Here is a 12,557-nt window from a genome sequence, read left to right on the forward strand (position 1 = left end):
GCATCGATGCGACACAGCCGCTTCGGCTTCGAGATGCAGGTGGAATGACCCGCAGCCAAGAGCGGAATCACTGGACAAGCCGGAAGCGGCGCGGCATAAGCGGGGGCGAGATTTTGATATCCGGCTGGCTCCCATCGGCCGGTAAAGGACGATGCCTATGAAGCTCCTGCTGCAGATTTTCACCTGGTGGAACGGACAGACGATCGGTACCCGGTTTCACACCTGGCGCCATGGCCAGCGCGTCGGGGAAGACGAGTTCGGCAACGTCTACTATCAGGGCGGCAAGGACTCCGAAGGACGCACACGGCGTTGGGTGATCTACAACGGCCCCGCCGAGGCATCTGCGATCCCGCCGGGCTGGCATGGCTGGATGCATCACCGCACCGACGTCTCCCCCGCCGACGAGAAATATGTCGTCCGCGAGTGGCAGAAGCCGCACCGCGCCAACCCGACCGGTACGCCCAATGCCTACCGGCCGAAGGGGTCGATCGCCGGCGCCGGCAAGCGCCCGCGTGTGACCGGCGACTACGACGCCTGGACGCCGCGCTCCTGAGCCCGGGCTCTTCGGGTATCATCCCGCGACTTGCGGGACGATCACGGCGCAGCCACATTTCGGGTTTAGCGCCTGAAGTCCATCCGGGACTAACAGCAATGTGCGGGGGATTGGCGGTAATGGCGGGTTTCTGTCTGCGGGATTTGATTGGCCGGGCAGGGCGGCTTGCGGCCCTTGCCCTTCTCCTTGCCGCTCCGGTGACGTCTACCGTCGAAACCGCGCAGGCGGCACGCCTTCCCAATGCCGTCGCGGTCTTCTCCGGCATCGACAAGATTACCGGCCGTATCACCAGCTTTGACGTCTATATCGGTGAAACGGTGCAGTTCGGTGCGCTGCAGGTAACTCCGCGCGTCTGCTACAGCCGCGACGAGACGGAAGCGCCGAAGACGACCACTTTCGTCGAGGTGGACGAGATCACCCTCGACCGCAAGATCCGTCGCATCTTCACCGGCTGGATGTTCGCAGACAGCCCCGGCCTCAATGCCGTCGAGCACCCCGTCTATGACGTGTGGCTGCAATCCTGCAAGACCTCGTCGGACGTCCCGCCTCCGGACACTGCGGCAAAGCAATAGAGCTTCACCGCGGATTCACTTGATTTCGTCAGGCGGCGGGTGGTGTCTTGCGACCGAGCAGCCCCCTCAGGAATTGTGCGATCGCGGCGCCGGCGAGCACGATCAGGAATCCGCCCTTTTTCAGGAAGGCGAGTGCAAGCGCCAGAAGGCCGGCTTTCGCGGCAATCTTCGCACCCGCTCCGGCGGCTATCAATCCGGCCATTCCGTAAGCCGCGACCTTGTCGCCCTCCTGGAAGTCCGCATAGGCTTTACCCGCATCGAAGCGCACCATTTCGGTGACGCTCGGCAAGCCCGCCTTGATCTCTTCCAATTGGTCCAGGCCGGCGACGAAATTCATCTGTAGGACGCCCTCCCTGCCGAGGATGCGAATCGAATAATTGAGCGTGTGCGGTGCACTGAAGTCCTTGCCGAAGACCAGGTCGCGCGCCCAATGCATCGTGTGTGTGGCAAGGTCATAATGTGGCGGCGATGCCCATCCCACCAGCGTTATGGGGTCATATCCCCGCTTCTCGCGCTCGGTATTCGCTTCCGCCGTCGCCGCCTTCAGTTGGCTTAACAACTCGTCGAAGTCGGTCGTCAGCGCATCGGAATCGGAAACATAGCCGTCGTTCAGATAGTCGATCACCGAGCCCCACGCGCCTTCCGATTCCGGAGCGTATCTAGTTGGGAAAATCATTCCCAGATAGCCCTCGGCCGAATGTGGAGGGTTGCCCCAGAGATCGACGAGGACCTTCCGGGTATCTGCCGGGCCAAGGAAATAGAAGTCGTCCGGCACATTCAGCTTAGCGTTGGCGCCGGCAAGTGTGACGGGGCCCTGCTTGAAATCCAGCGACTCTACAATGGAAGCATATTCCGGCAGAAGGTTCGAAGGACCGCCGAACACTTCACGATAGGTCTTTGCCTGCGAACTCGCCGCAAAGATTGTGAAGATGTAAAATACTAAAACGAATCTTTTCATCCCGAGCCCCTGATTGAAACCAGAGCTTAGTCGAGTGCCGGGATGAAATGCAACCCTTGGGAGAATTTCCCGAGAGAGTTTACGCAACAGGAAAGTCGGCGTTCCCCGGAGCAGTACCTCAAAAATCCAGGTTTGGCGAGGCGATCGCTCTCGCGAGCAGAACTTCGTACTGGACCTTCGGCACGTCGACTGCGCCGAAAGACTTCAGGTGTTCGGTGGTGAACTGCGTGTCGAGGAGTTGAAAGCCCTTTGACCTCAACCGCTCCACCAGATGGACGAGGCAGATCTTGGAGGCGTCGGTGCGCCGCGAGAACATGCTCTCGCCGAAAAAGGCTGCGCCGAGTGAAACGCCGTAGAGGCCGCCAACGAGCGTGTCTCCCTCCCAGGCCTCGACGCTGTGCGCATGGCCCATCTTATGCAGCGCCGCATATAGCGAGCGGATCGTCTCGTTGATCCAGGTGGTGGGCCTGTCGGGCGCTGGCTGCGCGCACCCTTCGACGACTTCTGCGAATGCCGTATCGAAGCGAATTTCGAAGGGACGCCTGCGGATTGCCTTGGCGAGGCTGCGGGATATGTGAAACCGGTCCAGCGGAATGATGCCGCGAATCTCGGGCTCGACCCAGAAAAGTTCCGGATCGTCGGCCGAGTCGGCCATTGGAAAAAGACCGATTGAGTAGGCGCGCAACAACATGTCCGGCGTGATGTCCGGTTGTTTGCTGCGCGTCTCCTTCAATGTCGTATCCTATGCGGATGTTGCGGCCAGATGGTGCTCCAGCCAATGGATATCATAATCGCCGTTCGCGATATCCTGATTGTTGATCAGGTCCTGAAAAAGGGGAAGAGTTGTCTTGATACCGTCGATGACAAATTCGTCGAGCACACGGCGCAGCCGCATCATGCATTCGACGCGCGTCCGGCCGTGAACGATCAGCTTACCGATAAGGCTGTCATAGTAGGGGGGTATGCGATAGCCCTGATAAGCACCGCTGTCGACGCGCACACCAAGGCCGCCCGGAGCATGAAAATGCGTGATCGTGCCCGGGGAGGGGACGAAGGTACGCGGGTCCTCGGCATTGATGCGGCATTCGATGGCATGACCGGAGAAGACGATATCCTCCTGCTTGGCGGAGAGGCCGGCGCCGGACGCCACGCGGATCTGTTCGTGCACGAGGTCGATCCCGGTGATCGCTTCCGTAATCGGGTGCTCCACCTGCAGGCGCGTGTTCATTTCGATGAAGTAGAACTCGCCGTTCTCGTACAGGAATTCGATCGTGCCGGCGCCGCGATACTTCAGCTTCTTCATCGCGTCGGCGCAAATCTGACCAATCTTCATGCGTTGTTCGACGTTCAGGGCGGGGGAGTTGGCTTCTTCCCAGACCTTCTGGTGGCGGCGCTGCAGCGAGCAGTCGCGTTCACCGAGATGAATGGCATTGCCTTCGCCGTCCCCGACGACCTGGATTTCGATATGGCGCGGCTTGCCGAGGAACTTCTCCATATAGACGGCGTCGTTGCCGAACGCGGCCGCCGCTTCGGAGCGTGCCGTCGCAACCGCATGTTCGAGTTCCGCCTCGGTGCGGGCGACTTTCATGCCGCGGCCGCCACCACCCGCCGTGGCTTTGATCAGCACGGGGAATCCGATCTGGCGGGCAATCTCCAGGGCATTTTCCGGCTTCACTTCGCCGTCGGAGCCCGGAACGACCGGAATGCCGAGCTCCTCCGCCGTCTTCTTGGCGGTGATCTTGTCGCCCATGAGGCGGATGTGCTCGGCGGTCGGTCCGATGAACGTGATGCCGTGCGCTTCGAGAATCTCGGCGAACTTTGCATTCTCAGAGAGGAAGCCGTAACCCGGATGCACCGCATCCGCGCCGGTGATTTCGCAGGCGGCAACGATCTGATGGATGTTCAGATAGCTATCGCGTGAAGGTGGCGGGCCGATGCAGACGCTCTCGTCGGCAAGCCGCACATGCATGGCGTCGCTGTCGGCCGTGGAGTGCACGGCGACGGTCGCGATGCCGAGCTCCTTGCAGGCGCGCAGCACGCGCAAGGCAATTTCGCCGCGATTGGCAATGAGGATTTTCGAGATCATCGCCACCGTGCCTTACTCGATCACGATCAGGGGTTCGCCATATTCGACCGGGGCCGCGTCCTGCACGAGAATTTCCGTCACCTTGCCGGAGCGGGGGGCCGGAATCTGGTTCATCGTCTTCATTGCTTCGATGATCAGGATCGTCTGGCCTTCCTTTACCGCCGCGCCGACTTCGATGAAAGGACGCGAGCCCGGAGCCGGGGCGAGATAGGCCGTGCCGACCATGGGGGCCGTCACGGCGTTCTTGGCGTTGTGACCGCTTTCGGCGGCGGCCGCGTGGGGCGCAGCGGCCGGCTGGGCAGCCGCGATGGCCGGCGGTACCTGGTAGGCGGGCGTCGCCTGCATTGGCATAGCAACAGGCGTGCCGTTCCGCGAAACGCGGATACGCAGATCGTCCTGCTCCACTTCGATCTCGGTCAGGTCGGTATCGTTTAGGATATTGGCGAGGTCGCGAATTAGCGCCTGATCGATACCCGGTTTCTTTTCAGCCATGGATATGAGCCTCGTGTTCTTCTTATTTGGATTTTTCCGTCAGGTTCTTTAGCGCATGCAGCGCCAGAATGTAACTCTGTGCGCCGAAACCGCAGATAACGCCTTTGACGGCTGGCGCGACCATCGACTTGTGCCGGAATTCTTCGCGCGCATGAATGTTGGAAAGATGCAGTTCCACCACTGGGACTGTGATCGCCCGAACGGCATCGTGCATGGCGATAGAGGTATGTCCGTAGGCGGCGGGATTGATGGCGACGCCGACTGCCTTTTCGCCAGCCTCATGCAACCAGTCGACCAGCGTGCCTTCATGGTTCGACTGCCGAAAGTCGATTTCGAAGCCGAGGAGCTTTGCTTCCTCCTTGCACATGGCTTCGATGTCGGCGAGCGTCTTGCCGCCGTAGATACCCGGTTCACGCTTGCCGAGCGCGTTCAGGTTTGGGCCGTTCAGCACAAAGATAGTCGAAGGCATAAGGGATTCCGGTCCGGTGATGGAGGGTTACCTATAGACTGATGGTTCCCTGAGGAAAAGCCCCCTGGGTTTCCCCGGGGTTTGTCCACAAGTCGTGCTGTTCCGGTGGGGCAACGCCACCGGCGTACGTCCGACCGTCAGCAGACGGTCTTGCCGCACGCGCGCATGTTGGCGACCTTCTGTTCGATCTCGGGCGCCCCAACAGCGCCGAAGACCGCCTCGTTGCCGACGACATAGGAAGGCGTTCCGGTGATCCCGAGCTCATTGGCGAGCGTATAGGCTTCGCGCACCGAGGCATCATACGATCCGTCATCCATCTTCTCGCGCAACTGCGCTTCCGTCACGCCGAGCTTGGCGGCAACGGCGATCGCGGTTTCCTCCGTCGCGCGCTCCTCTGCCCCCAGCAGAGCGCGATGGAAATCGCCGTATTTCGCCGGTGCGATCACGCGGAAGGCTGCGCTGACCTTGTGGGCCGCGAGCGAATCCGGTCCGAGAATGGGAAGCTCTTTGAGAACGAAGCGTACGTTCTTGTCCTTGGCGAGGATGTCGTCCATGTCGGACAGAGCCCGTTTGCAGTAGCCGCAGTTGTAATCGAAGAACTCGACGATCGTCACGTCGCCATCCGGATTGCCGAGGGCTACGTCGTAGGCGGAGTTGAAGATTGCCTTCTTGTTGTCGGCGATTGCGGCCTGCGCGGATTCCTGCTGCTTGGCTCGCTGCTTTGAGGCGAGCGCTTCCTGCACCTCCAGCATGATTTCCGGATTGGCGAGCAGGTACTCTTTGATGAAGGCGCCGAGTTCTTCCTTCTGTTTGGCATCGAGCGCTGCCGCGGGACCTGGCAGCGCGACGCCGGCAGCAAGCGCGATCAGGGATGCTGCGGCGATCATCTTCATCTTGAGCGTCATTCTTTCCTCGTGGTCTGCTGTTCCATGTCTGTCGTCGCGTTCGTACACTCGGTCAATGCGCCAGTTTGAAGGCGACGACAAGTCCCGGCTTGCGCTGATTGGTTGAAACATACGGCGCGCCAGGGCGAAACGAAATGGCAAAATCGGCCGAATTGCGGCGTTCGCGGACTTGTGAAGCGGGGAGCGATGCGGCAAAGGGCAGAAAGGACGTCAAGAAACCCGTGAGGACCAGTCAGTTGGCACAGATGTCGAAACGCAGCGCAGTCGAGCCGTTCCACGCCATGGACGTGCTGGCAGAAGCCACGCGGCGGCGCGATTCCGGCTACCCGGTCATATCGATGGCCGTCGGTCAGCCTGCGCATCCGGCGCCGAAAGCAGCGCTCGATGCAGCGAGGCGGGCGCTCGATCACGGGCGGCTCGGCTATACCGACGCTTTGGGCACACTATCCTTGAAGAGGGCGATTGCCGGTCACTACCACAGTCGGCACGGCATCGCGCTTGATCCGCAGCGGATTGCAGTGACCACCGGATCGTCGGCCGGGTTCAATCTTGCTTTTCTCGCGCTCTTCGATCCGGGCGATCGCGTGGCCATCGCCCGTCCGGGCTATCCCGCTTACCGTAACATCATGGCCGCGCTCGGGCTCGAAGTGGTCGAGATCGAAGCAAATGCCGAGACAGGCTTCACCCTCACGCCGGACAGCCTCGAGCGCGCCGCAGCGCGTACCGGAAAACCCCTGAAGGGCGTGCTTCTGGCAAGCCCCGCGAACCCGACGGGAACGGTGACCGGCAAGGCGCAGCTGAAGGCGCTTGCCCATTATTGCCGCGACCACTCGATGGCCTTCATTTCCGATGAGATCTATCATGGCCTTACGTTTGCCGGCGAAGAAACGACAGCGCTCGAAGTGGCCGACGACGCGGTCGTCATCAACTCCTTCTCGAAATATTACTGCATGACCGGTTGGCGCATCGGCTGGATGGTTCTGCCTGAGTCGCGGGTGCGCGCCTTCGAGCGCATCGCGCAGAGCCTCTATATTTCGCCGCCGGAGCTATCGCAGATTGCTGCGGAGGCGGCTCTCAGTGCGCATGAGGAGCTCGACGGCTACAAGCGTGCCTATGCCGTGAACCGGGCATTGCTGCTGGAACGGCTGCCACAGATAGGCTTTTCGATCGCCTCGCCGATGGACGGCGCATTTTACGCCTATGCGGATGTCAGCCGGTTCACCAACGACAGCATGGCCTTCGCCCGGCGGATGCTGGCGGAGATCGACGTCGCGGCAACGCCCGGCTTCGACTTCGACCCCATCGAAGGGCACCGCACCATGCGCTTTTCCTATGCGGGCTCGTCGGCCGAAATGGAGGAGGCGATGAACCGCATCGCGCGCTGGCTGGCCTAGAGCGTTTCACTGTTTCATTGAAACCGGTGAAACGTCCTAACCACGCACGTCCGCGCGGAAAGGTTACGCAGGGCTCACCAATTGCCGGGGTCTGCGGTGTGATCGAGACTGGCAAACTCATCTGCCTTTTTCCGGTCCAGTGCCAGGTTGGTTGCGATCTTCGTTTCATCCGTGACCGAATAATGCAGGGGGGCCGGCCCGTTGGTCAGTTGCTGATACATGAGCAAGGCAGCCTCCTCGGCAGTGTCGGCTTCGAACTCTTCCGTAACGATGACGGTGAACTTGTGCATGGCCTTGTCCTCCCTGCGGGTAAGTATAGGGCGGGATGAGGAAAAGTGTGGGCGGTTCTCCGCCCGGATCCCGCTCGAAGCTACTGAAATCGATCACGTTCATGATTCTAGGTCGACCCGACATAAAATCATCGTGATCTGAGGCCTGTTGGGATCAGGGATGGCCGCCGCGGCTTGTGTGATCTCCTCATTCCTGCGCTCGTCACAGGATCCGGCCATACCGAGTCCCTGGGCTGAAAGAACGCTTCGCCGCGGACGCGGCGCTGCCCTCATCTTCTGTGATAAGCACGGAGATGAGGAGAGATTGCAGTCCTCCCGCACGTATCCTGGGCCGCGCAGCCGGCACTCAAGGAATTCAGGCGCATCGCCATGCGCGCCGACAAGCCCGCCGGAGCTCCCCATCATCCATCCGCAGCAGCCGTCATAAACTCAAGATGAATCTCAACAGACCTTAGTGGCTGGAGAGTCAGTCGGCTGCGGGGTGCAGCGCTTTCGGCCGGGGAGTGTGGAGTTTTCAAAGGGGCAGCTTACAGCTGAGCCGCCCCTGCGGCCGCAGCCATGAAAAAAGCCCGGTTTGTGAACTGACCCCCGAAAGTTGGACATCCACTTTCGGGGGTTTTTACATGTCCAAGCACAGCAGGGCTTTCAAGCAGTCTGTCGTTGAGTTTTATCTGCGCGGTAATGACGGTTACGGGAAGGTTGGCGCAGAGTTCGGGATCGACCATTCGACGGTCCGCAAATGGGTGGCGATCTACGAGGTGCACGGGGTTGCCGGTCTTTCAAAGAAGTTCAGTTCCTACGATGCGGAATTCAAGCTATCGGTCCTCAAGCGGATGTGGGAGGATGGGCTTTCCTACCGCCAGACGGCGGCGTTGTTTAACATCCGCAATGCGGGTTGCCTTTCGGATTGGGAGCGGCGCTACGAGACTGGCGGGATTGATGCCTTGGCCCCGCGCCGCAGAGGAACGCCCCGAATGATGCCCGAGCCGCCGCTGCCCAAGCAGCCGCAAGCGCCGCAGAACGATGAGACGAAGAGCCGCGCAGAATTGCTGGCGGAACTGAACTATCTGCGCATGGAGAACGCCTATCTAAAAAAACTGGAGGCCTTAACGCGGGAACAACCAGCGCCCAGAAAGCGCAAGTCGTCCAGGCGTTAAGGCCGTTCTATCCGCTTGAAGCCGTGCTCAAGCTGGCAGGGCTCTCGCGCAGCACGTTCTATTATCAGCAGAAGATGGCGTCGCTTGCTGAGAGGCATGCCGCGCTCAGGGAGAGGATCAAGGCCATCTTCGCCTTTCACAAGGGCCGCTACGGCTATCGCCGGGTCACCGCGGCGATCCGCCAGCTCGGGCAGAATGTCAATCACAAGACAGTCCAGCGCCTGATGGTCGAGATGGGGTTGAAATCGCTGGTGCGGCCGAAGAAGTACCGTTCCTACAAGGGCGACGCCGGGCGGGCGGCCCCTGACCTCCTCAGACGGCAATTTGCCGCTGACGCGGCCAATCAGAAATGGGTGACGGACGTCACCGAGTTCAATGTCGCCGGCGAGAAGCTCCATCTCTCCCCGGTGATGGACTTGTTCAACGGCGAGATCATCGCTTTCGAAACCGCCAGAAGGCCGGCCTTCAAGCTAGTGGAAGGCATGCTCAACAAGGCATTGGAAAGGCTCAAGAGCAAAGACAGGCCGATCCTGCACTCCGATCAGGGATGGCACTACCAAATGCCGGCCTATCAGCGCCGGCTACAGGCGCGGAACATCGCTCAGAGCATGTCCCGCAAAGGCAACTGTCTCGACAACGCCGCCATGGAGAGCTTCTTTGCCGTGCTCAAATCCGAGTTCTTCCACCCCAACCGGTTCGACAGCATCCAGAGCCTGAAGGACGGCATCAGTGACTATATCCACTATTACAATCATCAACGCATCAAGCTGAAACTAAAAGGACTGAGCCCTGTGCAATACAGAACCCAGTCCCTAATATCGTAGCCCAGCAACGTCCAACCTTTGGGGGTCAGTTCATTGCTCCGGGCTTTTTTCATGCGTTTCTCAGAAGAAACCGCGGCGCTGCCACCAGCCGCCCTTCTTGGGCTTTGCCGGCTCTTCTTCGTTCTCGCCCTTGCTCGACGTCACCACAGGCTCGGATGCGATTGAAGCCAGATCGCGGTTCGCACGCGTTGGCTTTGCGCCTTCCAGGTCCGCGACCGCTTCCTCCACCGCTTCGGGTGCGGCCTCTGCGACTTCGGGCTGAGCCTCAACGGCTTTTTCGGCCATTTCGTCTGCACTCTCGGCCGGTTCCTCGGCCTTGGTTGCCTTCTTGCGGCTGCGTCGCGGCTTTGCGGGTTTCGGCTCTTCCGGAGCGGCCTCGACTTCTGCTGCCGCGACGTCTACCGGCGTCGCCTCGGCTGCAGCGGCTGCGGGGACTTCCGCCTCCGCACCGTCGCTCATCTCTTCTTCGCCTTCTGCCGCGGAGCCGGTCTCGCCCTCGGCTTCGGCCAGTTCGTCCTGGCGATTGCGGCGGCCGCCGCGCTTGCCACGGCGGCGGCGCTTGCGCTTCTGCTCGCTGTCGCCGTTCAGAGCATCGGTAACGTCGCTTTCATCTTCGGCATCGTCGACGGCGCCTTCGTCGCCGGCCTCTTCCTCAGCTGCGTCGGCAGTCTCAGCGGAGACCGCGTCCGGTCCATGGCCCGCACCCTTGCCGCGGCGACGGCGACGGCGCTTGCGCTTGCGGCCGCCCTGTTCGTCGGACTGCCCCTTCTGTTGGTCCTGGCGCGCGGCAGCGATTTCTTCCGCTTCCTCTTCGTCGAACTCTTCTTCGACAAAGACCTCTTCTTCTTCCGGCTCCGGCTCGAACTGCAGAATCTGGTCGATCCGCACCGGATTTTCGACGGGTTCACCACGGTCGATAGCAAAGTGCTGCGCACCGACATGGGCGTCCGCTTCGACGATGATGGAGACACCGAAGCGCTGCTCGTAGTCCGTGATGGAGCTGCGCTTCTGATTGAGCAGGTAAAGCGCGATTTCGGGAGTCGTCCGTACGCTGATGTTGTGCGTGGTGTTCTTCAGCAGATGTTCCTCGATGCCGCGCAGGACATGCAGCGCCACGGAGGATTGCGAGCGGATATGGCCGGTGCCGTTGCAGTGCGGGCAGGTCTGCATCGTGCTTTCCAGCACAGAGGCGCGGATGCGCTGCCGGGACATTTCGAGCAGGCCGAAATGCGAAATGCGGCCGACCTGGATGCGGGCGCGGTCGTTCTTCAGGCAATCCTTGAGCTTCTTCTCCACGGCGCGGTTGTTCCGCTTCTCTTCCATGTCGATGAAGTCGATCACGATGAGGCCGGCAAGATCGCGAAGGCGCAATTGCCGCGCCACTTCCTCGGCTGCCTCGAGGTTCGTCTGGAGAGCCGTGTCCTCGATCGAGTGCTCGCGCGTCGAACGACCGGAGTTCACGTCGATGGAAACCAGCGCTTCGGTCTGGTTGATGATGATGTAGCCGCCCGACTTCAGCGTCACCTGCGGTTGCAGCATGCGATCGAGCTGTGCCTCGATCCCGGAGCGCGAGAAGATCGGATGCACGTCGCGATAGGGCTGCACGACCTTTGCGTGGCTCGGCATCAGCATCTTCATGAAGCCCTTGGCTTCCTTGTAGCCTTCCTCGCCCGAAACGACGATCTCGCTGATGTCCTTGTTGTAGAGGTCGCGGATCGATCGCTTGATCAGGCTGCCTTCCTCATAGACGAGGCAGGGGGCAGTCGAGTTCAGCGTCAGCGTGCGGACGTTTTCCCACAGGCGCATGAGATATTCGAAGTCGCGCTTGATCTCGACTTTCGTGCGATTGGCACCGGCAGTGCGCAGGATCACGCCCATGCCCTGCGGCACGTCGAGTCCGCGAGCGATCTCCTTCAGGCGCTTGCGGTCCTGCAGGTTGGTGATCTTGCGCGAAATACCGCCGCCGCGCGCCGTGTTCGGCATGAGCACGGAGTACCGGCCGGCGAGCGAAAGATACGTCGTGAGTGCCGCACCTTTGTTGCCGCGTTCTTCCTTTGCGACCTGGACCAGCAGGATCTGCCGGCGCTTGATCACTTCCTGGATGCGGTATTGCTTGCGCGGTTTGCGGATCTGACGGTCCGCCACCTCTTCCATGGCATCTTCGGCACCGACGGATTCGATGATTTCCTTTTCGCCATCGTGATTGTCGTCGTCATCGTCGTCGTCACGCTGGCGGCGCGCGTCGATGTCCTCGGAGATCGAGTCGGTATCGACCATCGCGGCCATTTCGTTCTTGCCGCCTTCGCCGTCTTCCGCCGGTCCGCCTTCAGGAGCCACGGCTTCATCGCTGGCCTTCGGTTTCGTGCGGCGGGTGCGCTTCGGCTTGGCCTTGGGCTTCTCCGCAGCGGCCTCGGCCTCAGCGGCTTCTCCGGCCGCCTCGGCGGCTTCGGCCTGCTCCACGACTTCGGCCACCGTATCTCCAGCCGAAGCGGATTTCTGTTCCGCCACGGTCTCGATGGGCTCGTCGTCGTCGCGGCGAGCCTCTTCGGCTTCCGCTTTCAGCAGGGCCTGACGATCTGCGAGAGGAATCTGGTAATAGTCGGGATGGATTTCGGCGAAGGCCAGAAACCCGTGGCGATTGCCGCCGTAATCGACGAAGGCCGCCTGGAGCGACGGCTCCACTCTGGTTACCTTCGCCAGGTAGATATTGCCGCGGATCTGCTTTTTATGTTCCGATTCGAAATCGAACTCTTCTATGCGGTTTCCACGTACGACAACGACGCGCGTCTCCTCTGAGTGAGACGCATCGATAAGCATTTTCTCTGCCATCTAAGCTGTGCTCCTCGGCGCGGCGGGA

At 60.9% G+C, this 12,557-nt stretch carries 12 protein-coding genes; 4 read left to right on the forward strand and 8 right to left on the reverse strand.

All coding sequences use genetic code 11. From position 1 onward, the window contains the following. The first annotated feature begins 157 nt into the window (after positions 1 to 157). Together SINAR_RS0116480 and SINAR_RS0116485 are read left to right on the forward strand one after the other, a co-directional pair. Positions 158 to 553: an NADH:ubiquinone oxidoreductase subunit NDUFA12 gene (locus tag SINAR_RS0116480; RefSeq protein WP_028000119.1), complete on the forward strand. Its 396-nt coding sequence runs from the start codon at positions 158 to 160 to the stop codon at positions 551 to 553. 119 nt (positions 554 to 672) lie between these two features. Next, entirely contained in the window at positions 673 to 1,125 is a 453-nt protein-coding gene (locus SINAR_RS0116485) for a DUF2155 domain-containing protein (protein ID WP_028000120.1), read from the forward strand. A gap of 28 nt (positions 1,126 to 1,153) precedes the next feature. Here SINAR_RS0116485 and SINAR_RS0116490 read toward each other — a convergent pair whose 3' ends face one another. The 6 genes from SINAR_RS0116490 to SINAR_RS0116515 all read right to left on the reverse strand — a co-directional run bounded on the left by SINAR_RS0116490 (position 1,154) and on the right by SINAR_RS0116515 (position 6,035). After that, positions 1,154 to 2,083, reverse strand: coding sequence for a DUF2167 domain-containing protein (locus SINAR_RS0116490; protein ID WP_028000121.1), 930 nt, complete (start codon positions 2,081 to 2,083; stop codon positions 1,154 to 1,156). Between the two features lie 118 nt (positions 2,084 to 2,201). After that, positions 2,202 to 2,816, reverse strand: coding sequence for a leucyl/phenylalanyl-tRNA--protein transferase (gene aat, locus SINAR_RS0116495; protein ID WP_028000122.1), 615 nt, complete (start codon positions 2,814 to 2,816; stop codon positions 2,202 to 2,204). 9 nt (positions 2,817 to 2,825) lie between these two features. Beyond that, positions 2,826 to 4,169 (reverse strand): acetyl-CoA carboxylase biotin carboxylase subunit, encoded by a 1,344-nt coding sequence (gene accC, locus SINAR_RS0116500; protein ID WP_028000123.1) that lies wholly within the window; start codon positions 4,167 to 4,169, stop codon positions 2,826 to 2,828. Positions 4,170 to 4,181: 12 nt separating this feature from the next. Further along, positions 4,182 to 4,661 carry an acetyl-CoA carboxylase biotin carboxyl carrier protein gene (gene accB, locus SINAR_RS0116505; protein WP_028000124.1) on the reverse strand — a complete coding sequence of 160 codons (480 nt, stop codon included), beginning with the start codon at positions 4,659 to 4,661 and terminating at the stop codon, positions 4,182 to 4,184. A gap of 22 nt (positions 4,662 to 4,683) precedes the next feature. Further along, a complete protein-coding gene (aroQ, locus tag SINAR_RS0116510) occupies positions 4,684 to 5,130 on the reverse strand; it encodes a type II 3-dehydroquinate dehydratase (RefSeq protein ID WP_028000125.1) in 447 nt (148 codons plus the stop codon). Between the two features lie 137 nt (positions 5,131 to 5,267). Then, positions 5,268 to 6,035: a DsbA family protein gene (locus tag SINAR_RS0116515; RefSeq protein ID WP_028000126.1), complete on the reverse strand. Its 768-nt coding sequence runs from the start codon at positions 6,033 to 6,035 to the stop codon at positions 5,268 to 5,270. 236 nt (positions 6,036 to 6,271) lie between these two features. Between SINAR_RS0116515 and SINAR_RS0116520 the strand changes: the two genes are divergently transcribed. Further along, the gene (locus tag SINAR_RS0116520) at positions 6,272 to 7,429 is read left to right on the forward strand and encodes a pyridoxal phosphate-dependent aminotransferase (RefSeq protein WP_028000127.1); all 1,158 of its coding nucleotides are present in this window, start codon (positions 6,272 to 6,274) and stop codon (positions 7,427 to 7,429) included. Between the two features lie 74 nt (positions 7,430 to 7,503). On the opposite strand, the gene SINAR_RS0116525 is transcribed toward SINAR_RS0116520, so the two are convergent. Beyond that, on the reverse strand, positions 7,504 to 7,719 hold the full coding sequence (locus SINAR_RS0116525; RefSeq protein WP_028000128.1) for a hypothetical protein: 216 nt from the start codon (positions 7,717 to 7,719) through the stop codon (positions 7,504 to 7,506). 623 nt (positions 7,720 to 8,342) lie between these two features. Here SINAR_RS0116525 and SINAR_RS1000000135460 point away from each other — a divergent pair. Then, positions 8,343 to 9,700, forward strand: a protein-coding gene (locus SINAR_RS1000000135460; RefSeq protein ID WP_419761329.1) for an IS3 family transposase whose coding sequence is annotated in 2 segments (ribosomal slippage) — positions 8,343 to 8,817 and positions 8,817 to 9,700 — 1,359 coding nt in all. Because the reading frame shifts where the segments join, the coding sequence is not laid out codon by codon here. Positions 9,701 to 9,760: 60 nt separating this feature from the next. Here SINAR_RS1000000135460 and SINAR_RS0116540 read toward each other — a convergent pair. Then, entirely contained in the window at positions 9,761 to 12,529 is a 2,769-nt protein-coding gene (locus tag SINAR_RS0116540; protein WP_028000131.1) for an Rne/Rng family ribonuclease, read from the reverse strand. Positions 12,530 to 12,557 lie beyond the last annotated feature (28 nt).

The organism is Sinorhizobium arboris LMG 14919, from assembly GCF_000427465.1.
Classification (GTDB): Bacteria; Pseudomonadota; Alphaproteobacteria; order Rhizobiales; family Rhizobiaceae; genus Sinorhizobium; species Sinorhizobium arboris.

What these genes read in the sequence shown, in the direction of transcription:
- SINAR_RS0116490 (WP_028000121.1), bottom strand. Translation starts at nt 2,083, where the DNA reads ATGAAAAGATTCGTTTTAGTATTTTACATCTTCACAATCTTTGCGGCG.
- aroQ (WP_028000125.1), bottom strand. Translation starts at nt 5,130, where the DNA reads ATGCCTTCGACTATCTTTGTGCTGAACGGCCCAAACCTGAACGCGCTC.
- SINAR_RS0116540 (WP_028000131.1), bottom strand. Translation starts at nt 12,529, where the DNA reads ATGGCAGAGAAAATGCTTATCGATGCGTCTCACTCAGAGGAGACGCGC.
- accB (WP_028000124.1), bottom strand. Translation starts at nt 4,661, where the DNA reads ATGGCTGAAAAGAAACCGGGTATCGATCAGGCGCTAATTCGCGACCTC.
- SINAR_RS0116480 (WP_028000119.1), top strand. Translation starts at nt 158, where the DNA reads ATGAAGCTCCTGCTGCAGATTTTCACCTGGTGGAACGGACAGACGATC.
- accC (WP_028000123.1), bottom strand. Translation starts at nt 4,169, where the DNA reads ATGATCTCGAAAATCCTCATTGCCAATCGCGGCGAAATTGCCTTGCGC.
- SINAR_RS0116515 (WP_028000126.1), bottom strand. Translation starts at nt 6,035, where the DNA reads ATGACGCTCAAGATGAAGATGATCGCCGCAGCATCCCTGATCGCGCTT.
- SINAR_RS0116525 (WP_028000128.1), bottom strand. Translation starts at nt 7,719, where the DNA reads ATGCACAAGTTCACCGTCATCGTTACGGAAGAGTTCGAAGCCGACACT.
- SINAR_RS0116485 (WP_028000120.1), top strand. Translation starts at nt 673, where the DNA reads ATGGCGGGTTTCTGTCTGCGGGATTTGATTGGCCGGGCAGGGCGGCTT.